The 22182-nt window shown below is 59.9% G+C and carries 22 protein-coding genes and 1 tRNA gene; 7 read left to right on the top strand and 16 right to left on the bottom strand.

The genetic code is table 11. From position 1 onward, the window contains the following. Positions 1–278 precede the first annotated feature (278 nt). The 11 genes from QM659_RS08435 to QM659_RS08385 all read right to left on the bottom strand — a co-directional run bounded on the left by QM659_RS08435 (position 279) and on the right by QM659_RS08385 (position 9568). Positions 279–1139 carry an Hsp70 family protein gene (locus QM659_RS08435; RefSeq protein WP_415188075.1) on the bottom strand — a complete coding sequence of 287 codons (861 nt, stop codon included), beginning with the start codon at positions 1137–1139 and terminating at the stop codon, positions 279–281. Continuing rightward, positions 1140–2117: a hypothetical protein gene (locus QM659_RS08430; protein ID WP_415188074.1), complete on the bottom strand. Its 978-nt coding sequence runs from the start codon at positions 2115–2117 to the stop codon at positions 1140–1142. It abuts the gene before it with no gap. Beyond that, a complete protein-coding gene (locus QM659_RS08425; protein WP_415188073.1) occupies positions 2110–3258 on the bottom strand; it encodes an AAA family ATPase in 1149 nt (382 codons plus the stop codon). The genes QM659_RS08430 and QM659_RS08425 overlap by 8 nt, the downstream gene beginning before the upstream one ends. Continuing rightward, positions 3255–4397: a DUF262 domain-containing protein gene (locus tag QM659_RS08420; protein WP_415188072.1), complete on the bottom strand. Its 1143-nt coding sequence runs from the start codon at positions 4395–4397 to the stop codon at positions 3255–3257. Before QM659_RS08420 ends, QM659_RS08425 begins: the two co-directional genes overlap by 4 nt. A 272-nt stretch (positions 4398–4669) precedes the next feature. Next, positions 4670–5194 carry a hypothetical protein gene (locus QM659_RS08415; RefSeq protein ID WP_415188071.1) on the bottom strand — a complete coding sequence of 175 codons (525 nt, stop codon included), beginning with the start codon at positions 5192–5194 and terminating at the stop codon, positions 4670–4672. Between the two features lie 143 nt (positions 5195–5337). Further along, a complete protein-coding gene (locus QM659_RS08410; RefSeq protein ID WP_415188070.1) occupies positions 5338–6069 on the bottom strand; it encodes a hypothetical protein in 732 nt (243 codons plus the stop codon). Continuing rightward, positions 6066–6512 (bottom strand): hypothetical protein, encoded by a 447-nt coding sequence (locus tag QM659_RS08405; protein ID WP_415188069.1) that lies wholly within the window; start codon positions 6510–6512, stop codon positions 6066–6068. Before QM659_RS08405 ends, QM659_RS08410 begins: the two co-directional genes overlap by 4 nt. Positions 6513–6516: 4 nt before the next feature. Next, positions 6517–7776: a hypothetical protein gene (locus QM659_RS08400; protein ID WP_415188068.1), complete on the bottom strand. Its 1260-nt coding sequence runs from the start codon at positions 7774–7776 to the stop codon at positions 6517–6519. A gap of 11 nt (positions 7777–7787) precedes the next feature. Then, the gene (locus QM659_RS08395; RefSeq protein WP_415188067.1) at positions 7788–8105 is read right to left on the bottom strand and encodes a hypothetical protein; all 318 of its coding nucleotides are present in this window, start codon (positions 8103–8105) and stop codon (positions 7788–7790) included. 21 nt (positions 8106–8126) lie between these two features. Beyond that, a complete protein-coding gene (locus tag QM659_RS08390) occupies positions 8127–8816 on the bottom strand; it encodes a hypothetical protein (RefSeq protein ID WP_415188066.1) in 690 nt (229 codons plus the stop codon). A gap of 392 nt (positions 8817–9208) precedes the next feature. Next, positions 9209–9568, bottom strand: coding sequence for a hypothetical protein (locus QM659_RS08385; protein ID WP_415188065.1), 360 nt, complete (start codon positions 9566–9568; stop codon positions 9209–9211). Between the two features lie 199 nt (positions 9569–9767). On the opposite strand from QM659_RS08385, the gene QM659_RS08380 reads away from it, so the two are divergent. After that, positions 9768–10379 carry a recombinase family protein gene (locus QM659_RS08380; protein WP_415188064.1) on the top strand — a complete coding sequence of 204 codons (612 nt, stop codon included), beginning with the start codon at positions 9768–9770 and terminating at the stop codon, positions 10377–10379. On the opposite strand, the gene QM659_RS08375 is transcribed toward QM659_RS08380, so the two are convergent. The 3 genes from QM659_RS08375 to QM659_RS08365 all read right to left on the bottom strand — a co-directional run bounded on the left by QM659_RS08375 (position 10376) and on the right by QM659_RS08365 (position 12754). Further along, a complete protein-coding gene (locus QM659_RS08375; RefSeq protein WP_415188095.1) occupies positions 10376–10666 on the bottom strand; it encodes an HGGxSTG domain-containing protein in 291 nt (96 codons plus the stop codon). The two genes, QM659_RS08380 and QM659_RS08375, sit on opposite strands and share 4 nt — an antisense overlap. A gap of 390 nt (positions 10667–11056) precedes the next feature. After that, positions 11057–12373, bottom strand: coding sequence for an AAA family ATPase (locus QM659_RS08370; RefSeq protein ID WP_415188063.1), 1317 nt, complete (start codon positions 12371–12373; stop codon positions 11057–11059). Positions 12374–12508: 135 nt separating this feature from the next. After that, complete coding sequence (locus QM659_RS08365; protein ID WP_415188094.1) at positions 12509–12754, bottom strand: helix-turn-helix transcriptional regulator; 246 nt, start codon at positions 12752–12754, stop codon at positions 12509–12511. A 470-nt stretch (positions 12755–13224) separates the two neighbouring features. On the opposite strand from QM659_RS08365, the gene QM659_RS08360 reads away from it, so the two are divergent. Both QM659_RS08360 and QM659_RS08355 read left to right on the top strand, forming a co-directional pair. Continuing rightward, positions 13225–13437 (top strand): LexA family protein, encoded by a 213-nt coding sequence (locus tag QM659_RS08360; RefSeq protein WP_415188062.1) that lies wholly within the window; start codon positions 13225–13227, stop codon positions 13435–13437. Next, positions 13434–14360 (top strand): toprim domain-containing protein, encoded by a 927-nt coding sequence (locus QM659_RS08355; protein WP_415188061.1) that lies wholly within the window; start codon positions 13434–13436, stop codon positions 14358–14360. Before QM659_RS08360 ends, QM659_RS08355 begins: the two co-directional genes overlap by 4 nt. A gap of 15 nt (positions 14361–14375) precedes the next feature. On the opposite strand, the gene QM659_RS08350 is transcribed toward QM659_RS08355, so the two are convergent. After that, complete coding sequence (locus tag QM659_RS08350; protein WP_415188060.1) at positions 14376–15734, bottom strand: tyrosine-type recombinase/integrase; 1359 nt, start codon at positions 15732–15734, stop codon at positions 14376–14378. 132 nt (positions 15735–15866) lie between these two features. Between QM659_RS08350 and QM659_RS08345 the strand changes: the two genes are divergently transcribed. From QM659_RS08345 to QM659_RS08330, 4 genes are all read left to right on the top strand, one after another. Continuing rightward, a tRNA-Lys gene (locus QM659_RS08345) sits at positions 15867–15952 on the top strand. Between the two features lie 160 nt (positions 15953–16112). Continuing rightward, a complete protein-coding gene (locus tag QM659_RS08340) occupies positions 16113–17618 on the top strand; it encodes a primase-like DNA-binding domain-containing protein (protein WP_415188059.1) in 1506 nt (501 codons plus the stop codon). Positions 17619–18072: 454 nt separating this feature from the next. Further along, entirely contained in the window at positions 18073–19293 is a 1221-nt protein-coding gene (locus QM659_RS08335; protein WP_415188058.1) for a hypothetical protein, read from the top strand. Positions 19294–19803: 510 nt separating this feature from the next. Then, a complete protein-coding gene (locus QM659_RS08330) occupies positions 19804–21492 on the top strand; it encodes an alkyl sulfatase dimerization domain-containing protein (RefSeq protein WP_415188057.1) in 1689 nt (562 codons plus the stop codon). A gap of 221 nt (positions 21493–21713) precedes the next feature. On the opposite strand, the gene QM659_RS08325 is transcribed toward QM659_RS08330, so the two are convergent. Next, on the bottom strand, positions 21714–22013 hold the full coding sequence (locus QM659_RS08325; protein ID WP_415188056.1) for a c-type cytochrome: 300 nt from the start codon (positions 22011–22013) through the stop codon (positions 21714–21716). Positions 22014–22182: the final 169 nt, after the last annotated feature.

The following is a 22182-nucleotide window of genomic DNA, read 5'->3' as shown; positions in this document are numbered from 1 at the left end:
CCGACGCCGCGATCCGCGTCGTCGCTGGCGAATCGTATCAGGAAGACGGCGTCACCATCTCCGGCGGCTGGTTCGGCCTTATCCCGCGACTGGCCGCGCTCCTCCCCGGCTCCCATCCCGCCCTGGTCCGCCTGCGCGCCGAGCAAGCCGACTATAACGCCGAGCGCGAGGCATATCTGGCCGCCGAAGAGGCCGAAAACGAAGCGCAATTGGCCGAGGAGGACGCAGCGCTTGCCGACCCCGATTTCCGCCGCGCCCTCAGCGAAGCGCTGGTAGCTTCAGGCTATAAGCCGCTTGACGAAACCCCGCTCTCCGAACAGCGAAACGACGCCCGCCAATTCCTTCGCCAGCAGCGCGAGCAGGCGCAGACGGAGGAGCCCGAACTGCCCGAAATCCCCGACTCGATGGTCGATGCCGTGTTCGCCGATCCAGACGCGTAGGATTTGCTGCGCGAGGTGATGCGCCAGACCGATCTCAAGGGCCCGCCCGCCGACCTGCCGCCGGAGATCAAGCGCGCCATCGTCGTCGCGCTCATCCGCGACGGCCATATCAAGCTGGAGAACGAGCCGGCGGATTGAGGGGCGCGCCAGTTTCGCCGCAACCGTCGAGGGCACGCTTTCATCCACCGTCCAGCGCGCGATATCCTCTTTCTCGCCGATGAGCGCGAGCCCGTTGGCGATCGACACGAACTCGTCGCCGGAATCGACCTTTTCCGCGCCGAAACGCTGTGTGAACAGACGTCGCACGGCAGGCACGAAGGACGTGCCACCGGTGAGAAACACCCGGTCGATGGCATCCGCGGCCAGCCCGGCCTTTGCGAGTGCGTCGTCGATGCTGACGGATATATGGGCGAGGTCTCGCGCGATCCAGCGCTCGAAATCCACGCGCGCGATTTGCGCATTAAGCTCCACGCCAGCGGCGGCGAACATCAGCCTCGCGCTTTCGTCGCGAGACAGCCGCGTCTTGGCCTCAGACACCGCCTTGTAAAGCGAATAGGCGACGCTGCCCTCGATGAGCGCGATGAAGCGCTCGATTTCTCCGGTTCGACGCTCGCGGCCGCAAGTCTCTTCAGCTCCGCGACCGCGCCGGACGAGCGCATGAGGCAGAGATCGCTCCAGCGCGCAAAGCTGTTTCAGCATTTATGTCGGGTAGTTTATGGTCGGTAGATGGCGCCCCATATAACCTACCTCGATTATAGGCGGCTTTTGGTGAATGAAAATGTGAATTCGGTAAAGGCCGCCTACCCACAAATGCTCCTCAAAAATCCTGATCTCGCCGTTGGAGTCGCGAAAGCGTCGCTCCTTGCCATAACTCTTCATGGTATCTGCCGTTTCAGGCTTGATGCCGCATTGTTTCTTTTCTAACCCGCAGAGGTTAAGCGCTCCGGCGCCAACTTGCCTAGATAGCTCGTTGAGATCCCACAGCCGTTTCCATGCCAGTCCCAGCAAGTCTGCGCTAAACGCCTCGATCTGCCCCTCCACCTCCTGGCCAAAACGCAGGTGAGGAAAACACTCTTCCTTTAGAACGCCAAAGTTCCGCGCCGTAAGGCGGGACCAAGTCTGTGCCCGGCGCCGTTCTGCCACGACCAAGCCATGATCCGCAGCGCTGATATGATCGAAGGTTAGCGGGCGGTCGATTCGGCTGTCGACGAAGCCCATTTGGTCGCATTGCCACTGGTCGTTCCTACATAGGCTGGCAAGAACGCCATCGTTCAAAGCGCATTGAATAGCGTCTGTTCCTGCCGTCTGCACAGCGGCAAATGTTGCCTCAAGACTTGGCGCTGGACCGTCGACCTGACAATTGAGCAGCAGTTCCAACTGCTCATCAGACAGCCCGGCGTCCGCTGGGCACATACGCTGCAATTGATCAAAAAACTGAGCGACATCGTGGCGCTCCTGAGTACCGTAGAACGAATAGACGATCTCGGCGAAAGCCATAGTATTTTTGCTATGCTCTCTCTCGATTAGTGGAACCGTCCACAGGTCGGCATGTGACCGCAAAACCAAGTCTTCAAGACACGCCAAGCCCCGCAGGAGAGCCTCGATATCGGCCGCGGCGCGACGGTCATCGTTATACAGCGGCTCTAGGCACGCCCTATTCAAAACGATATCAACCATGGTGGGAACGGGGTCGAATCAGAGCGGCTGTATTATGGCGATGTTCGTCGAAGAAGCCATCGGGCCATTCGCTCAAGCGGCCTTCATGGTCCAGCAACGGAGTGACCACTCGGACGATACCCTTTTTGCGTTCGAAATAGTGAAAAGTTGCATCTTTGGGCCTAAGCTTGCCGGAACGAACCTCCAATCGCGCTCCATCCATAACATGGTCGCTGTGGGTTTCCACGATGACCTGACAACCGTCCGCAGCGGCCCGTGCGCACAATTGGCCTAGCCGTGTTTGCCCGCGAGGATGCATGTGCGCTTCAGGATTTTCTATAACTAAGAGAGCCCCAGGTTGAGCGGCAAGCAGTGCTGTTAGAACGGGTAACGCGTAGCTTAGCCCAAAACCCACGTTGGTGGCGCGAAAGGCGCGTGTTTGCGCATCCTTCGGCCGGTCGAATGCAAAACCGGATATCATCAGGTCAGCTGCACGCAGTTCCTGAAGCTCGAGGTGAGCTCCGGGGCTTATTTCCTGAAGCCAATGGTCAACTTGGTCGATCAAACGCGCGGGCACCCCTTGCGCGAACCTAGCGTTATCCGAATCCAACAGTAGGCTCTTTCCATACCGGGAGAGAAAGTGGAGAGTAAACTCCCCGTGTTTTCCTAGGTCGTATACCGCCACGTTGTTGTCTGACATTGGCATAGATTTGCGTGGCCCAAACCGTTCGGCACACAAATATTGGAACGATCCCTGAGTGCCCAGCAAGGGCGTTCCATGAAGATGGGTCGCCGAAACCTCGTTGTTCTCATGGGGGGTCAATTGGTAGACGGACTCGTCGCGTGACGACTCATCTGGAACGATACTGAAGATGAAGGCCGACTCCGCCCCCTGAAACGTCAGCCCTACGCAAATCTCGTCCGAGTTGGCGTCCACGAATAGTAGGTCGCTCGCTGTACCGATCTCAACTAACGGTCCGTTGAGAGTCATCCGCCCATAGGTGAGGTCGCCGGATTGATGTGATTGGCGAAGCAGCAGCAAGCTCTGGATCACGCTGCTCTTACCAACTCCGTTCAATCCCGAGAGTAGAGTAAGGGCCCGAAATTGTACGCTGACATCCTTAAAGGCTTTAAAGTTCGCTAAGCGAACACTGTCAATCATGTTAACACCTGCCCCAACAAGTTTTTTATTGCGCTGAAGCGCTTATGGACACGCAATCGATCGCCGGTCGAGGAAGTGATCGAGGCTAGAAAGTCCTCGTCACCCATCATGAGAACCAGCTCAAGCAATACCTTGTCCTTGCGGGCGGTCAATCGATTGATTTCATCATTGGAGAGACGCGCCAAATTTACCGATGTGGCCTCAAATAGGGCCTTGCTGACTGGCCCCCGTCGTCCATCGACTTCGAAGAACTTTCGGAAAGCATAACGTCCCAGGATCGCGGCAGCCGCGTCCATGGCGTGCTCGAAAGAACGCCTCAAGTCATGACGCATTTCACTCGGCATGGCGCTGATTGCCTGCATCCCCTTCAGAATGAAGGAATCGAGGTCGGAATCGCCGTAGTCGGAGAAGGGATGAATAAAGAAGGTGCAGAAGCGCGCGACGCATTCTTGAGCGTCGAGGCGCGTGTCCTTGACGGTACGCCCCGTGGCATCAAGGAAATGGGCACAGGCGGCCAACTCTTTTAAGAACTCCCGCGCGGGACCTTTTACCAGCGCGTTTCGGATTTCCTGAGCCCTTAGTGGCTCTCCACCTGTGTTGATGCGCTTGAAGATGTTAATCATCACATCGTCGGGGGTGCCCGGTTCGATGATGTGAATGACGATTACGGTTTCCTCTATCCGACGCTGCAAAGCCCTAGGCAACTGGGCGAACGTCATACCCTCCATATCGTTCAAATATTCGAGGTTGGTCAGCGGAAAGACGTTCTCCGCGAAGTCGCTAATGGTGGTTAAACGCTGGAGGCCGTCTACCACGGCCCAGTCGTCGTTGGAGGCTGCGGAAACATAAAAAACGGGAAGCGGAATTCGCAGGAGCAAGGATTCGATCAGTTGCGCTTTTTTCTTTTGCGGCCAAACGCGTGCTCGCCTTTGGAATTCGGGCGCTAAATCGATCTCGCCATGCTTGATCCGCTTCAGTACCAGATCAAGGGATCTTGGCTCGGTCTTGACCCTGATTTTTTCCGGGTCAAACGGCTTGCTTATCAGGCCGACGTCTTCATTAGCGATGCCCTCCTCGTCTACGGCAGCACCGCCCGTCATGTCGTTCATATCAGCGGTTAGATCGTTCCCCTTGGCCATAGGATACCGCCCGAAAAATAGCGCTTAGTCATCGCGTGACCCTAACATCCTGCATCTGGGGTGGCAATCCTGCACAAGCAACGCCCACACGTACGGCTCGCGGGGACAAAAGCCCCAATGGTTGCGATGGATTAGCGGCGTCGTGCTCTTCGCCGAAGCTGGAACGGGGGCGACAAACGCCAGGCGCAATAAAACATAGAGCTCTCCTCAGACTAATTCAGGTGAGTTATTTTGGACATTGGATCGTCCGCTAAGCCCTTTTTCGCACCAGGTCAGGCCCTTTCGTCTTCCCCATCGTCCCCGTCGTCATAGCCGAGCAGGGCCGCCGGCACGCCGGTTTCCTTGCCGGTGCGGAGGAGGAGACTTGCGGCGCGGCGAGCAAGCTCGATGTCGCTGATCTCGCGCGGTGGCGGCGGCAGCAGCGGAGCGCCTTCTTCGCCGGTAACCTCGATGCGGTCGTTGTATTTCTTGGCGAGCCTCGCGCATTGCCAGCGCAAGGCATCGATGGCGACGCGGGCGGATGTCGGATCGATCTTGCCGGCCTGCACCTTCGCCACGATCACGGAGATCTCGCGGAACTTCTCATCGGCGAACTGACGTTCCGCTAGCGCGAAGGTGTCGGCAAAGGCTGGATCGACACGAAGGGTGCGGTACACGGTCGAGGGTGACGGCATGCCGGGATCGGCGCAGACCTCCGCCAGAGTTCGTCCCGAAGCGATGCCCTCGAGGATGCGCTGCTCGACCTCCGGCGTCATCGCCTCGGGGCGCTTCAGCACGGCTTTCGTGATCGGATCCATCTTACTGCCTCAACAAAGTGGGCGGCGGGGCGCATCACGCTACCCGGCCGCCCCGTCATTGCGCTCGTGACACCGTGAAGAAGGGGCGGACAAGCGTGACCTCCTGTCCGCCCCTCCCTGTCCCCGTCGTGCGACGGAGAAACTCAACGCTGCGCCTTCGCCTGCTCCATGATCTCGCGAAGCACGCGGGCACCATGCGCTCTTGCGGAGCGGCGATTGAACTCGCGGGCCGCCGCGGCTTTTTGTGTCCTGTCGCGGCCAAGCTCGCTTGCGGCCTTGTAGTCGAGATAGCCATTATCCGGCTCGGCAGCGTGTTTCGGTACATCGTTGCCGCTGCGCTCGTCTTCGAGGCGCGCCAGGTCCGCCTGTTGCGAGACGGAGAGCGGGAAGGCGTTCGGCGCCAGCTCGTCGGCGCGAAGATCATGGCGGACCCAGATTTCTTCATGCACCGCCCAGCGCTGGCGCCGGAGCCGGTCATAGAGGCCGCCCGTGAAGAAGGTTTCCACGCGGCGGCGAAGGCAACCGGCCTGGCTGCTAAACTTCTCGCCGAGTTGGACGGGCTCGCGGTCGGAGCTGGAATAGACGACCACCGCCCAGACATTCTCGCCATGGATTGGGGTCAGAGGCGCCAGCACATAGGTAATCGGCACCACGCCCTCGGCGATGGGCCACACGGCCGGATCGCCGGCAAGGGTGCTACGATGCGAGCTGAAAGTGAAGTCCCAGCCCGTCTCGATCAGATCAAGAGCCGCGGGGATCCGGTTCAAAAGCACAGCCGTACCGGGATGGTGGAACCAGATGCCATCGATCTGCCTGTCACTTCTCGTCCAGTCCGGGTCCGCCGGCGCAACAAGGACGTGCCGGCGCTCGCTCATGCGGCCTCCGCGGGTGCCGGGTTGGCGGCAAGCCAGGCATCGAGTGCCGCTTTGGCCTCGTCTTTCGTGCCGTGCCGCGAGATCGGGCTGCCGTCACGGCCATAGGCGACAAAGCCTTGCCCGGGTGCCAGACCGACGCGGGCGCCATCGTTGTGATCGCTCGTCTCGGGAGCCCGCCATTCCCGAAGCAGGCGCGTCATCACGAAGCCGGGGCCGGCCGAGATGATGCGGAGATCGCAATCGAAGCTCCCATCGGCGGCCACCGCCTCGATGCGATCGTTCGCTTTGAAGCAGGTCTGGTTGCGCCAGAACTCGGGGTCGAGAAGATCCTCGACGGTAAAGCCCGGTGGGATCGTAACCATGAAATTGTCTCTGACATATTCGACACGATGCGAGAGCGAGACCGCTCCGACGGGAAGCACTTCCTTGTGGCTGCGAGCCATCTGATCACTCCGTTTCCTGAAGAAGTTTCGCGAGTTCCTTGTCCGCGCCGGTGCGGTAGTATTCGGCGAGGTCTCTGGCCATGAGGTCTTCGATCTCCGCGCGACGAACCGCGGGAAGGTTCCTCAACGCTTCGGAAGTCGCGCGGGTCTCGGCCTGTTTGCGGGCTCGGACTGCCTGACGGGCGTCCTGCTCGCGGAACAGGCGCTCGATGGCGCCGCCGCTCTCATAGGCGTCGTCAGGCCGGGCCGCATTCGAGGGTTGTCTGGCGCGCGGGGCTTCGGAGGCCCGCATGGCTTGTGAGGCGGCCTCGAACTGCGGGACGCCGCCGCTTGCCATGTTGGTCACGGCGAAGTTGCCCTGTGCCAGCCGATGCAACACGTTCGGACCTTGGGCTGCGATTCGGCTCAGGGCTCCGGTGCCATAAAGCGCGGCAAGGGATCCGGCGCCTCTGGCGATGCGGGTGCCGAGGTCATACTGTCGCGCCGGATCCCCAGGGAATTGCTGGTTGACGAAATTCGAGATCGTCTCGCCGAAACGATACACCGCATTGTTGTCCGGGCCGATGTCGGTGCCGGCGGCCATACCGAGATAGCCGCCGATGATGCCGGCAAACTTCACGGGGTTTGCGACCATCATGTCGCCGGTGGTCGAGGTGAAGGACTCGGCATAAGACCGCGTCTTCGTCATCGACGGCGCCGGGGCGCGCCCGGCGCGAATATCTTCAGCAAGACGCAAGCGCTGTTCGGCGCGATCGATTTCAGAGCGGAGTTCGCCGACATAGCGCTCCTGCATCTGCAGGGCCTTCGGCTTCGTGCGTTCGGCCCTGTCGGGGGCCGACGCTATGTGGGGGCGCTGCTGCAGCCAGGCATCATGGTCAGCCTTTTGCTGCGCCATGAGCTGCTCGGCGCTGCCAAGGCTGTCCTTGAATTGCTGCAGCTCATCGGTCGCGGATTGATACATCTCCGTAGCAGACTTCTGCCGTTCTTCCGGTGTCAGACGGTTGAAGTCACCGAGGTAGTCGAGCGCAGTGCGGTCGCCGCCGTCATCGGACGATGCGATCCTCGTCTCGCGCTGTGTCGAGGCGCGTGGAGCGGGCGCCGGAAAGCGCGATGCCGCGTAAACTTCAGACGGGTCGTTGCGCCAGCCGCGAAATCCATAAATGGGTCCGTTCGCCAGTTCCGAGGTGGGTTTCGTCGTCGCATCGATCCGGTCTTCATCCGGGCCGGCAAGGGCGTCGAGTTCGGCCTTGTAATCGCGTGGCATTGGCCCGGCTCCTATTGCAGGCGACCGCCCGACGGATCGTCGTCGAGGCCGGGCGTGAAGTCGTCAGTCGGAAAGTCTGCCGAGACGGGCGTCACCACGGCATGGCCGTCGACCATGTAGCGGCTGACGGCAACTTCGACCTCGAAATCGCGCCCGACGATCTCGACGACGTCGCCAGCGCGAAGCGTGCCGCGGAACCGATCGAGAAGGTGGCTGCCTGGAAAGTCGCCGGGGCGAAGATGGCCGAGCCCGATGTCTTCGAGCCTGAGACGGTAGCGCTGATAGGCCGGACGCTCGACGGGCTTCAGCGGGGAATTCGGTTTGGACATGGGATCCTCCTGCCGCCGATCTTACCGCTCGCAGGACTGCTGCGCCGCAGTTGGCTCCGACAAATCATCGACAATGGCGGCGATGGCCTTGATGCGACGGCGGAGCGCGGCGTGGAGCCCTTCCAGCGATTTAGAAGCGCCTGGCTGCACCAGCGGCAAAACCTCGGTCGCGGCGCGATTTATGGTCATTCCAGGCGTTTGTCGCATCAGGACCACGCCGCGCCTTGCGGCAGTAGAGAGGGGAAGCCTTCCGCGCTCATCGGGGACTTCGTAGACGACAACGCCATCGCTTTCGAGCGTGCCGACAAAGGCGCTGCCGCGGATCTCGAAGGTTCCACGCGGCCACCGGTAGCCGAAAAGTTCCTCCCGGCTCAGGGGGCCGACCTCGGTTCCCCTGGGGCTCATCACGACATGAGGGCACTCGACGACCGTGGGTTTCATCATCCGCCTCCGTTTTTCCCCCGCCTGGTAGGTATCGCCTTCCGCCTTGCAGCGATCGCTGATGAAGAAGCGGTATTCTTCGTTGCGACGCCTGAAATAGCCCTTATTCACGAGCGTCCGGCGAGGGAGCCGGATCGGATTGCCCCCTTTGGGATGCCGGACGAAGATCTGGTCCGCGGTGACGCGAAGATGCGTCATCTCGGTCATCTCCCATCCCGGTTCGATGACCTGCCAGACCCCGAACGGCTTCGGTTCACGGAGCAGTCTCATGGCCGTGCCTCGCGCCATGCCGCCCAGCGGCGTTTCTGGGCCTCGCTGATCCGGGTTCGTCCTTCGCAGCTCAGCGGCCTGCCGGTCACGCGCCAGAGCTGCTGCATCGTCTCCCGGGCCTTCTCGGCTTTCGACAATCTGCGGGGAGGGCGCTTTCGCTTCGATGGGGGCTCATCGCCGGAACCGGAAAGCGGCGAGGATGCGAGAGGGACACCCTGTCGGGCCACGATATAGTTGGTGGCCGGATGGATATCCTCGCGCGAATTCAAGGCACTAGACGCATTACTCATGCGCTCAATGTATCATGGTTGACGAAGGCTTGCAACTTAACGCGCTGTTTTAGCAGGCATTTTCGCGTTCGATCGCAGGAAAAACAGCATTGGGTGCTACGATCAGCTCACAGCGCACATGAAAGAGCGAAGTTGCGAGCTGGAATCAGTTCGCGCCGCGGCATCGCTGCCACCGGCATCGGGATGAGCGCGCTTGCTGGCGGTGCGGAACGCAGCGATGACATCGGCGCGGGTCAAACTGCTCGATGTCAGGCCCAGGGCGAGGAGGCGCTTGTCAGCAAGTGGCTGCCGTGCCCGCCGCGCGTCTTTCTTTGCACGAACCCGCGCGAAGGCGCCTGACGCATGGAACCGCGCCCGTTTCCTGATCTCTTTGGCTTCCCTGGCCTCGGTTTCGGCCTTGCCCCGATCGCTTGCAAAGCGGCGCCACGGCTCGTTTCTGCGGGCGTAGAAGCCCGTCTTCAAGACAGGCGAGATCGCCAGATGAACGGTTCTGAGCCTGACGGTTATTTCAGAAGCGAGCCGAAAACTCGGCAGCAACTGCCACTAGGGCAAGCCCGTGTGTCACCCCAAAAACCCATCCAAATTACTGCCATATAAATCAGTTTTGACTTTTGGCATAATAGCTGCCATTTTATTTAAAATTCTATTGGCAGGGTGCGCCATGAAAGTCGGATACGCCAGAACATCGACCACCGAACAGGTCGCGGGCCTCGAAGCCCAGATCCGCGAGCTTGAAGCTGCTGGCATCGAGAAGCTCTTTCAGGAGCAATTATCTTCGGTGGACGCCAAACGCCCCGAGCTTGCGGCTGCCATCGAATTCGCGCGCAGCGGCGACACGCTGATCGTGACGAAGCTCGATCGCCTCGCTCGAAGCGTTGCCAACCTCGTCGAGATCGAGGCCGCACTGAAGACGAAGGGTGTCCATCTGCAAATCCTGAACCTCGGCATCGACACCGGGACACCGACGGGACGGCTCAATTTCAACATCCTCGCCGCCGTCGCGCAGTTCGAGAGGGAAATCATGCTGGAGCGGCAGCGCGAAGGGATCGCGAAAGCGAAGGGCGAGGGCAAATACAAGGGCCGGGCACCGACGGCGCGAAGCCGCGCAGATCGCGTCATCGAACTCGCCGGTGCGGGGCTCCGGGCCGAAGAGATCGCGGCGAAACTGAGCGCAGAAACGAATGGCCGCAGCAAGGCGGCGCCGATCTCCGTCCGCTCCGTCTTCCGCATCCTGGCCGCCAGCAAGGCCCATAGGAGCAGTGAAGCAGCCTAGACGGACGGTTCCGCCTGTCGGGCCTTCTCCGCCCGCCTCGCGGCCCAATAGGCGAGCATGCGGGCTCTTTGCCGTTCCCGCGCCTCCGGCGATCGGTTCCTCGCGGCGAGCCTCGCGCGGGCCTCAGGCGTCCGGTTCAACGTGAGAAGACGCTGGCGGAGGAGTTCCAGCACCTCGGGGCTTTTCGGGCCGGTGCTGAGCCCGCCGTGATTTCTGCAACGTGAGCGTCCCGGCAGCTTCGGCCGACGGCATGGCGTGCCGGCTCTGGTACGAGCGCCGCAGAGCATCGCTTCATCGGCCTTGGCGACGGCTTCTCGCCATGTCGGTATTTCTCCGCCATAGAGCAAGCGGCGCGCTGCAGCGTCGCGTTCTTCACGCAGTTCGCGTCTCACCTCAGATGAACCCTATAAAGCCCATGACGCGCGCGCTTCAGGCTGCAGCAGGGGCATGGCGTGGTTGCCTTCTGCCGATGTGGATCCCCCCGATAATCAATGAGGCGCAGGCGTCAAAACGACTTACTTGCTCCACCGCTCCACCCTGCTCCACTGGCACAAGAATATAGTGGAGCAGTGGAGCGCAGATCCGCGTTGCTCCACTGCTCCACCGCTCCACCACCTTTAGGGGTGGCGGGGGAGTGGAGCGGTGGAGCGGGGTCGAGTGAACAAAAGGGACGCACATTAATTCGCTCCGGGGCCGCATATCACCGCCTCCCGTATTTTGCGTCGACTGTTCTGTGTTTTTACTTTCGCCAATTCGCCGCTCTCGATCCACGTCGCGACGATGGCCTTAATTTTCCGCTTTGCGTCGGGATCCCGAGCATCAAGGCCGAGAATTTCTCCAACCAATTCACCAATCCAATTATTCGATTGATGGTTATACCACCATCGTTCCGGTTCACTCAGACGCCTCTTCACCTCAGCGAGCGAGCACGCTGGGACATCGTCAAACAAGCCAGGTGGTTGCCAGCGCCTCACGGCTACGACTTCATCTCCATTCGCCAAATTAACCCCAAGTTTTTCGTACCAGGCAGAGCGATCGGATACAGCGGCCATATTCGCCTTCCCCCCATCGACCCGGAAAAAATTCTTCGGATCCGCGACATTAAATCTTGCAGCTTCATCCTTCGACATTAGCTGAAGCGTTCGGGCAGATCGCACAGCGCCGATAAACGCTGAGGCCCCGCGAGCATCCTCGATATTGACCTCAGAAGAACCCGTTTTTCGGGTGTGCTGAATCACTTCGATGGCGGCACCGGTTTGCTCGGCAATTTGGCAAAACCCATCTTTTATAACAACGTCCATGGCCAGATTATTGTTTTCGGGAACACTATGAGCACTAACGAGCGGATCAAATATCACAAGCCCTATTTTTCTATCGATTATTGTTCGGGCAATCGACGAGACAGCCTCGTAACTGACGGTCACCTGACCGCGATTTTCGACCGCAATTTTTATGGGCATCGTGCGACCCGAGTCTACATACAGATACCCCTCGATTTCCTCTGGCCGCACGCCGTGGCATTGCATGAAGGCAGTCACGCGGCGTTCCAATTCGTCATTTGGATCTTCACTCCATATCCAAACCGGTGTCCGTTCCGTCGGCATAATACCGAGCAGGGGACACCCGGATGCGATAGCCAACGCCTCCCCGATCACGAGGGAACTTTTTCCGATGCCGCCGGGGGCGATAGTTGCTGAGACAAACCCGCGTATCATGTGGTTCGCATAGAGCCATCGGCGGGGTGGAATCAGCGACGGATCCCGATATCTGAACGGAGTGGCGCAGATCTTTGGCGCCTGGGCGCGCGAGGGAGAATCGCTTGGATGACGGCTCTGCTGGACCGCACCAAATAGACTGATCGCCCCTTGGTCAGACGACGCCTCACCTCTGCGAGCGTAGTCCTCCGCCTGCTCCATCAGTCCCTGCCAGTAGGCCGGATCCCGGGGCGGCCGGTCAGTCGGCTGTGGAGATTCAAAGGCGGGCTCGACGGTCATCGCCAGCCCTCCCAGATGCGCGGGGAGGGATTGCGTGCAGGGAACGTTCGTGATAACAACATGCTAGCAACCATTTTCGGTCTGCCGGACCGGACGCAGAACAATCGAAAGCCGCCCCTCCGGGCGGCTTTCTTTTTATGCGCCGCCGTCGCGCAATGAATTGTGCATTCGCTGCATTAGCTGCGCCTCACACCATGCCCGGACCTCACCCCGCCGCCAGAATTTTCGACCAGCTATTTTTATCGGCTCCGGGAATTTTAGGTTAGCTCGCTGGGTCCAGCGATAGATTGTGGCCGCTGAGATTCCGCCGAGAGCGGCACGGACGTGTGCCGACGTCAGGAGATCGTCATCATCAACTGCAATTTTGCTCGCTGCTCGCATCGGTCGCCCTACATCTGCGCCAGTCACCGAATACATTAACATCCCCTTAATGGCCTACTCACACATCACCTAAAATAGAAGCATGATGCGACTAGTCAAGATTTGCTTGGCAATGAGCGAAGTAGGCCGTCTATTTTTGGTAACTGAATCATTACCAAATCATTCGCATTATAGTTACGATTCCGCCACCGTCAAAACGATCGCTAATTTTACCCAAATTATATCGCGAATATATTTAGAGGTACACATCAGGTCGTACGCAATGATTCAGCAACGCCTGTGCGCTCATCTTGTTGGCTGCAAGCGATAAAATAATGCCCGGCACCTTGCCGTAGATGGCCGAGCGATCGAAATGAATGCGCGCAGTAGACCTCTCATATAGGCCACAGCCCCATTGTTATTGCGCGCCTTGAAATCCCGGTTCTACGCAATAACTGTGTGCAGGTCCGTTTTTAGTTCGGGTTTTGAGTATGTTGCCACCGACCTCCAAGCAGCGCGCCGTCGAGCGATTCGTCATCGCCTATATGGCGTCGAATGACGGTGTCGCCCCTTCCATCCGCGAAATAGCAGTTGGCCTCAATAAGGCGCCGTCCTCGGTCTGCTCCCTGCTGGCGCGCATGGAAGCCCGAGGGCGGATCCATCGTCGGCGCGGTCAGCCCCGTAGCGTGCAGGTGCTGGCATGATCGACGTCGCCGAGGTCGAGGCCGAATTTATCGGCGCCGCCGCCCGACGGGGCGTTTTAATCCGCAACCTGATCGCGAACGGTCACATCCAGCGCTGCGATGCCGAGGGGCGTGGCGGTCGTAATGATGCGACCTACCTGCTGCATCTCGATGGCCGCCCGGCCGGGGGCTTCGAGAATCACCGCGACGGGCTCGGCTGGGAGAAATGGAAGGCCGATCTGCCCTATGCGATGTCGGAAGTCGAGCGTCGTGCCCTCTCCATTCAGGCGAAGGATGCCCGTCGCCGCCGCGAGGAGGAACAGCGACTCTCCTACGAAGCCGCGGCGAAACGCGCCGAGGCGTTACTCGTCAGATGCGAACCAGTAGACCCGAGCCACCCCTACCTCGTCCGCAAGGGCATCAAACCGCACGGGATCCTGCAACTGCGCGACTCTCTGGTCGTCCCGGTGCGGACTGCAGATAGCGTTCTGCAATCACTCCAGTTCATTCGGGAAGACGGTTCGAAGTGCTTTTTGAAAGGTGGCCGAACGTCGGGATGCGGGTTCAGGCTCCAGGCAAAACCGTCTTTGTCGCCGGTCCGCATCATCGCCGAGGGCTTTGCAACAGCCGCCACTTTGCATGAGGCGACCGGATTGGTCTGCTATGTAGCGTACAATGCCCAGAACCTGAAGCCCGTGGCCGAGGCGCTTCGACACCATCGCCCCGACCTTCACATCATTATCGCGTCAGACGATGACTGGAAAACGCCCGGCAATCCAGGGATCACAAGCGCACGGGAAGCCGCCGCCGCAGTTGGCGGCTTGATAATCATCCCCCGCTTCGGTTCCGATCGGGGTGACCGTGACACGGATTTCAACGACGTGGCGCAGCGTTACGGGCTTGATGAGGTCAGGGACCAGATCCTGGCCGTGGCCGGCTGCTGAGGGCAGCCGCCGCGATCAGGCCGCACGTCGATCGGCGAAGCGCGTCACGCCAGCAGGAACGAGGACCGTCAGCCCGCAGAGATAGCGGTCCCATTTCAGCAAGGCGTCCCGCTTCTCCGGTAGGTATTCGTAGCGGTTGTAGATTCCCGAGACGCCTCTGAACTCGCCGCTGATATGGTTCGTGACCTTGTCGACGACTTCGCGGGAGACGCCGAGGCTTGGCATGATCGTGGAAGCGGTTCGGCGGAGGTCATGAACCCGCCACGGCGCGATTTCGGTCAGCGGCATCTCAGTGCCTGCCGCGCCGTTGTAGCCACCAGCAAGCCTCTCCGCTGCTTTGGCATCAAGCGTTCTCTTCGCCTTCGAGAATCCTGAAACCGAAGACGCCCGCGTCGTGGTGAATACGAAGCGATCAGAGATGCGGTTGTCGCGGAGATCGCGGAGGATCGCCATCATCGTCGGCGTCAGCGGCACCAGATGCGGCAGCCCGTTCTTCGTCCGATGTTCCGGGATCAGCCAGACTTCATCGCTCCATGAGATTTCCTGCCATTCCAGTCCGGCGACCTCCTGCCGCCGCTGCGCCGTCAAGGCCAGCAACTGGAAGTAGGGGCCAAAGGGGTATGGCGTCTCGTTCATCACAGACCAGACGACGCGCAATTCTTCCGGCTTCAGAACGTGCGCCCGCGACTTCACCCGATCCGGTGTCTTCGTCTTCGAGAATGGAGACGGCTTCTCGGAATAGTCGTCGGAGAAGATGCCGGCCTGATCGGCCCATGACCACATCGACATCATGACCCGGTATGTAGCCGCAGCCATTGCGGGATGTTGTTCCTTGATCTCGCCTATAAGGCGCTTGATGTCTCCAGCTGTGATGGCTTCGGCTCTCCGCCCGGCCCAGCGCCGCATGATCTGGCCGCCGCTCTTGGTGCGAACGATCTGGCCCGATTTCTGCGGATCGGGTTTGGCGCCCAGAATTCCGAGATAGGAAGATTGTGTCTTTGTCCTCAGCTTCTTGAGGACATGGCGGAAGACAAACGCGCGGATCAACTCGTCAACAGTCAGAGCGACGTTGCCGCTCTTACCGACAGCGCTTTGGGCAACTTTCTTCTGTTCTGTAGGATCGTTGCCAAGCGTGAGCTGTTCCTTCGCTTCGCGCGCGAGCTGGCGCGCGGTTTCCAGCCCCGTTGCCGGGTAAGAGCCTAATGTCAGCCGCCGCCATTTGCGATCCGGTGTCACGTAGCGGTAGGCCCATGTCTTCTTGCCGGTGGGATGCACCACGGCAACGAAGCCGGGCAGGATGGCATCGGCGATTTCGTACCGGCTGGCTTGAGACTTCGCAGCCTCGATCCCCTTCACCGTTAGGGCTTTCTTCAAGTCCCGCTCCCATCGTCACGGGGACAACACGGGGACAACAAACCGTCCCGGCTAGGCCCCTTTCGTTCTTCCGAAGAGTACCGGGCCATTTTGCGTTAAATCGCTAAAAAACAAAGCTAATTTTGTGTTAGCGTGTCCATGGTTGCACAGGGTTGAAATGGGTCGGCATCTAACTTTTAATCAGAGGGTCGATGGTTCGAATCCATCTGGGCTCACCAACAAAATCAAAGACATAAGTTCTGCGAACGGAACCTGCGCGAATGAAACGGCGAATGAAACGATCAGATTCGCCCTCAAAGAACGGCTGATCAAGCCGCAACGCGCTTGCCTTCCGACAACGGAAAAGATGCGTTCGCGCTCATTCGAGCGAGGCCGACGATGACGCGCGGCTTGTTCGTCATGCGCTGCATCGCGATCATCTTGGCGATCAGCGTCGCGATCCTCTCAGCCGTCATGGTTTATCAAGGCGGCGCAGCACGCGCAGGCGTCTCCCCGCTCGCATCGATCGTCGTCGGCGGAGTCGGCGTGGCGATGGTCCTCTACTCCCTGACCGCAATCTTTATGTCGCGTCAGGCGCGAAAGGAGGGACGCCGTGCGCTGAGCATGGCACTCCTCTGTGGCCTCGTTCTATCAGAAGGCTACATTCTCTTCTATGAGGCGGCATGGTGGAAAGCGAAAATCATCGTCGCACAGGAGCAAAGCCGTTTCCAGCAAGCTGCGGCGCAGGCCGTAGCAAAGGGCGAAATTGAAGTTATCGAAAACGCGCAGCGCGTGCTCGAAACGCTGAAAAGCACGCGCGACAAGGGCGAGGTTCTCGCCGAGATTTACCGGGAACTATCGCGCAGCGTCAACCTCGGCAAGGGCATGCGCGAATCGCTGGCGAAATCGACGGAGGATTGCACGAAAACCGACGTGCCCGCGTATTCGCTGTGCTCCACCGTTCTCTCTCTTCGCATGGAACTCGCCACGATTGAGAAGATCGAAAAGGCAAAATTTGTGATCGGCACCCGCGTCGCTGCGCCGGAGATGCCGATCCCTGCGAACGCAGGCGAGGCGCTGATCGCCGAGATGACTGGGCTCGACGAACGGACTGTCGAGCATGCCTCCCTCATGATCGGCCTGCTCGCGTTGGCAGCGCTCCGCACACTTTCATTTTCGATTGCGCTCCACGGTGCTGAGAACGAGGGGTACCCTTCTTCTCAAGCATCGCGCGTCGTCTCGGGGGCACCCATGGTGTCCCTGCCTGTCCCCGATCTCGACGCGCTCAGGCTCGACAGCGGGAAGATGCCCGCGAGGGAGGGCGGGATGACGAGCGGTGCATCCCCCTCTCTGGGAGCCGCGCACGGGGATGCTGTGGGGGATACCAGCACACGGGACGGTGACCGTCGTGGATGCGCAGTCACCATAGAGACGCCTACCGGTGACTCTCCTGCGAGGGATGCATCGCCAGCGGCACAAGGCGCGCCAGTGGCTGGCGTGTCCCCCGCACCGCAGGGATTGCCGCGCCGCTCGGTTCCAGCCGCCACGGAGGCGCTTGCGAGCGATTCCGTCGCCGACTTCTACCGTGAGCGCACCTATCCCTCTCCGGGCAGCCGCACATCGTCTAGCACGCTCTACGCGGGTTACAGGGCGTGGTGCAAGGCGCGAGGCATCACTCCCGCCTCTGTCACCGCGTTCGGCATGGGCCGCCCCTCTTATGCCCAGCGTTACAAGAGTGGAGGGCGCATCCACTACCGAGACATCGCGTTCGGCACGGACCACGCACGGGACGTGCGGCTTTCTGCGACCGCCATGCCGGCGCATCAGGGCGCTACAAGCGCCGCTTTCCGCGCTACATCGGCAAGCGTCGGAGCATCGGTCGGGGCCAATGCAGGTGCAGGATGAGGGCCAACGCAGGGCCATTTCAGGGGCCAGTCGTGGGGCCAGTGAATCGATGGCTCGAACGCCCGTAAAATGGAGGTTTTCGCTCGAAATCAGACGTGTAAAGGGCCTGTTACCGGGCCAGTGCAGGGGCCAAAGGCGGGGCCGGTCGTGAGCCGATCATTTATCAAGCGCGCGGAACATACACCTTGACGATATTCACAGCCCATCAAGAAACGCTCTTGAAAAACGACCACATCGAGCAGAGATTTCTATCTGACAAAAGAAAAAAGCCCCACCTTCAAGGGTGGGGCTGAACACGAGTGCGAGATGTATTGCGTCGAACTGAGCCGATTTGCCGATCGGCTTCAAAAAACCTTGAGAAGAAGGGCGACGCCAACAATGCACTGCGTATTTAATCGCACCATGCTAGCCACGCAAGCCTTTCAGCTCGTTCGTTCACAGGAAAACGAGAAAAATGCTTGCCCTGAACACGGCATCGGTCGGATCATCTACCGATGCCGAACGTCGAGCCGAGAAGCGACGCTTGCCGCATGCCGTCAGCGATGATCAAAGACTCGACCTAGCCACATATTTTTTTATCATCTGGCGCGCTCGACAGGCCGACGACTGGGTGTCGAGCGAGATCACCCTTCGCCGCGACTTCGGCTTCGGAGAACGCCTGTTTCGACGCGCGATTGCCGAGGCGAAGCATCTCGGCTACGTGACCCGACGTCAGTATCGGGATGCTGACGGTGAATGGGGACGAGCCGTCGAAGACCTCGATCTCGACGCGGCTCCGCCTCCGGGGCCAAAGCGCGACGGCTATCTCTTGCTGAGTCGAAGCCTACCTGCGCGCCCCTGGCGTCACCTCGCGCTCATGGAATATCTGCGGTCGCATGAGGCGTCATTCATCATGAGCGCCGAGAACATCGGCGGGCGATTCGGTATGAAGAGGGACGCGATCCAGGCGCTCCTGAAGCCGCTCGTGAACGAGGGTATCGTCGAGAAGGCATCGAAGCGCGAGCGTGGACGCATCGCTCTCTCAGGCTATCGATTGCACCGTGACGACATTTCTCCGGCACGGAGTTTTTCAGGACCGGGAAAAGCCGGAACGGAAAAATGTCGGGACATAACTAAAAATAACCTTCTACCTATCAATAACTTCGACAGTGAAAATAAAAGGAAGGACATCAAGGCCGCAAGCGGCCTCGATGCAGACCTTTCCTTTACACGAAAAAGGAAGAAGGACGAGACGGAGGATGCAGATCTCGCAGAGTTCGACAGGCTCTGCAGGCAAGAGGAAGAACGAAAGCGCAATCTCTTTCGCGATCCCCTGAACGAAGAAGGAGCCAGCCTGCACGAGATCCAGTCCGATGATCGGCGTCTTGTCCTTCAAGAATTTATCAGCGCAGTGTCCGAGGCGGATTTGGCTCGCACCTATGAGGTGACGGACAAGGAGCTGAGGCAGGCGATCCGTCGAGCAACATGTAAGAATATCAAAGAGGGGTTGTTGAAGGAGCGGGGCATCCTGACGGTTCGTCGAATGTTGGCACGACTGGCAGAGGACACAGAGACTGTGCGAGAAGCGTTGCCTGTATTGATGGAGCATATTGAAGCAGCTCGAAGAGATCGATATCTCTATTCATGGGCATTGGTGGCAAAACCATTGGCCACACAACTCAAGATTGCAGTATAAGGGGGGAGGCCAAAAGCCTCCTCTTCTCGAAGAAGAGAATAACGGGCTGCCATGCCGGAAAAATGTTGACACGGTGCAAAATCGTCGAGGATGACCCGAGAGGCCCCGTTTGCGGTTCCGCTATCACCGTAGCACTTGAGCCGCTCATCGCCGACGTTGTAGGCACATTAAGCGGCAAGCTTAACAATCTGTTCGCCCTTAAGGCAGTTATCCCGGAACGAACCCGCCGAAAAGCGCCTTGCTCCGCATCCATTCATGCGGAGCCGGTTCATGACGTTTTGTAGAAGACTCATCCTCGGAAGCGCGATTTCGATGTTTGCTTTGGCTGGCTTCGCGGCAGCCGACGAACAGGGTCCGATGAATAGCCCGATAAGAAGTCAAAACGCCGCAGTTTTCAATGGCAAGGATATCTTAAGCCATCTCGCTCCGGCTGTCTGGCAGGGCGAGAACCTGGCTTACACGGAACCTGCCCCTACGATTGCACCGGCGCAGACTGCATACGCGCGGATGATGCCGAAGACGATCCAGGAGGTTGTGAAAGACAAGATCTACCATGCTTACGGCTTTCAGCTTGCATCCACCCTCATCGTCGTCGGCAATGACGGCCTGATCGTCGTCGATCCCGGCTCGGACGATAACAGCGCAAAGGCGACGCGGGACGCCTTCGCTCAAGCTGCGCCGGACGCGGCGAAGCTGCCCGTCGTCGCCATCGTTTACACCCATCGCCATCCAGACCACGCGTTCGGTTCAACCGGCTGGGGCGTCACGAAGGACGCCGTGGATTCTGGCAAGGTGCAGATCATCGCGTCCGAAAACTTCGTGAAGAACCTCATCAACGACGTCGGCGTCGTCGGCAATATCCTGACGCAGCGCACCGCCTATGCGGGTGGATACGTGCCTCACGGCCCCGCGGGAGCGGTGCACTTCGGTATCGGGCCGACCTTCGGCGCGGGGCCGATATCCTTTTTCATGCCAACGGTTACGGTGCCGAGCGACAGGCCGCTCAAGACGACGATTTCTGGTGTGAACTTCGAGATTTTTCCTGCGTATGGCGACGCGGGCGATGACGAGGTCGACGTGTGGCTGCCCGACTTCAAGCACGTTCACGGCTCGGAAACGGTGCAGGGCGAAACATTCCCCAACCTCTACACGCTGCGCGGCACGTCCTACCGCGACGTGGAGGAATGGATGCAAGGGGTCGACGCGCTTTTGCAGTATGCAAAGAACGCGGACACCTATTCCGGCTCGCACATGCGAGCGTGGAAGGGCAACGACTTCATCGTGGACCGCATCCGCAACTATCGCGACGCGATCCAATACGTACACGATCAATCCATCTACTGGATGAACCTCGGCTACAAGCGTGACCAACTCGCGGAAAAGGTAATCCTGCCCGAGCCGTTCGCGAGCGATCCGTGGCTACAGGAGTATTATGGCACCGTCGCGCATTCGGTGCGCAACATCTACGATGGCTATCTCGGCTGGTGGGAAGGCGATGCCACGCAGCTTGCACGGCCCGGCTTCATCGAACTGTCGAAGCAATATGTGCGCGTGATGGGCGGCCGCGACGCGGTGCTCGAAGAGGGGCGCAAGTCCATCGACGCACGGAACTACGGCTGGGCGGCCGAGGTCTTGACGCACCTGACGCGCGCCGACCCGACCGACATGCAGGCGCGCAATCTCAAGGCAAAGGCGCTCCGCGAATGGGCCTATCTGCAAACGAATATCTACTGGCGCGTCTTCGGCATCTCCGGCTCGAAAGAACTCGACGGCAGCATAGACCGTTCGAAAGCATGGCAATTCGCCGATCCCGCTATCGTGGCCGCTCTGCCGACGACGCAATTCCTGAAGACGATGGGCGTTCGGCTGAACGCTGAGCGGGCGCAGGACGCGAAAATGGCAGTGCAGTTCGACGTGACCGACACGGGCGAGAAGGCTGGTTTCGAGGTTCGCAACCGTATCGCGGCATTCACAGAAGGCGCGCTGCCAGCGGCGGACGTTACGTTGAAAGGACCGAAGGCAGCGATACTTGAAACTGCCACCACCGGAAAGCTTGGCAACGGCGTGTATGTCGGCGGCAACAGGGATGATGCAACGCGCTTCCTCGCGCTTTTCGACGTTGTTACGCCTAACGATGTGAACTTGCTGCTTCCGCCGGGAACGCAGCTTAAGCCGAAAGAGACGACCGCGAAAAAATGAGGCGCCAGCGGATCTGAGAAAAGGCCGCTCATCTCACCATAGCGCGGCCTTTCTCTCTCACCCCCCGGCCCGCTGGGAGACGACGGCGCCGGTATTTATGGGCCGCCCCGCCCCTGAGTTCCCGTCGCGAGGCAAGGCGGCCCGCGCTCCGTACAATCATAGCCCCACAACGTTCACGGGAATCGGATCGGCAACGCGAACCGTCACACTCCGCCGGGCGTTTACTGCCGTCCGAACTGCGCGGCATAGGCGGCGACCGCTTCCATTTCTTCATCAGTCAGGGCTGCCTTGATGCGATCCTGCGTACGTTGCGGCTCTGCCATGCCCTGCTTCGCCTTGAGGTAGGTGCGAATATCGGATGCGGCGAGGGTTTTCAGCGGACGAGACTGACCGAGCGCGGCACGGTCGCCCCGTTCTCCATGACAGTTGGCGCAGGTCGTTTCATAGAGATCGCGTCCCGCCTCAACGTCTTGCGCGCGCGCACCGGCAACCGCCAAAACAAGCGCGGAGACGCCGAGCAATAAAGCCTTCCGAACGCTTTTGCGCTTCGTACCCCGCTGGCTGGTATGGACCGCCCGCCCGCCGGCGTGCCGCACACTCATGTTTCCTCCATTGGGCCATAGCAATTCCAGGAAAGGTGGGAACCGGTTTTCCGCGCCGAATTGTGGAATAGAGACGGATTTCCCGATC

It is taken from the genome of Rhodomicrobium sp. (assembly GCF_047605405.1).
Classification (GTDB): Bacteria; Pseudomonadota; Alphaproteobacteria; order Rhizobiales; family Rhodomicrobiaceae; genus Rhodomicrobium; species Rhodomicrobium lacus.
Note: the sequence above shows the minus strand (reverse complement) of the source record. Positions and strands in the feature narration are given on the sequence as shown.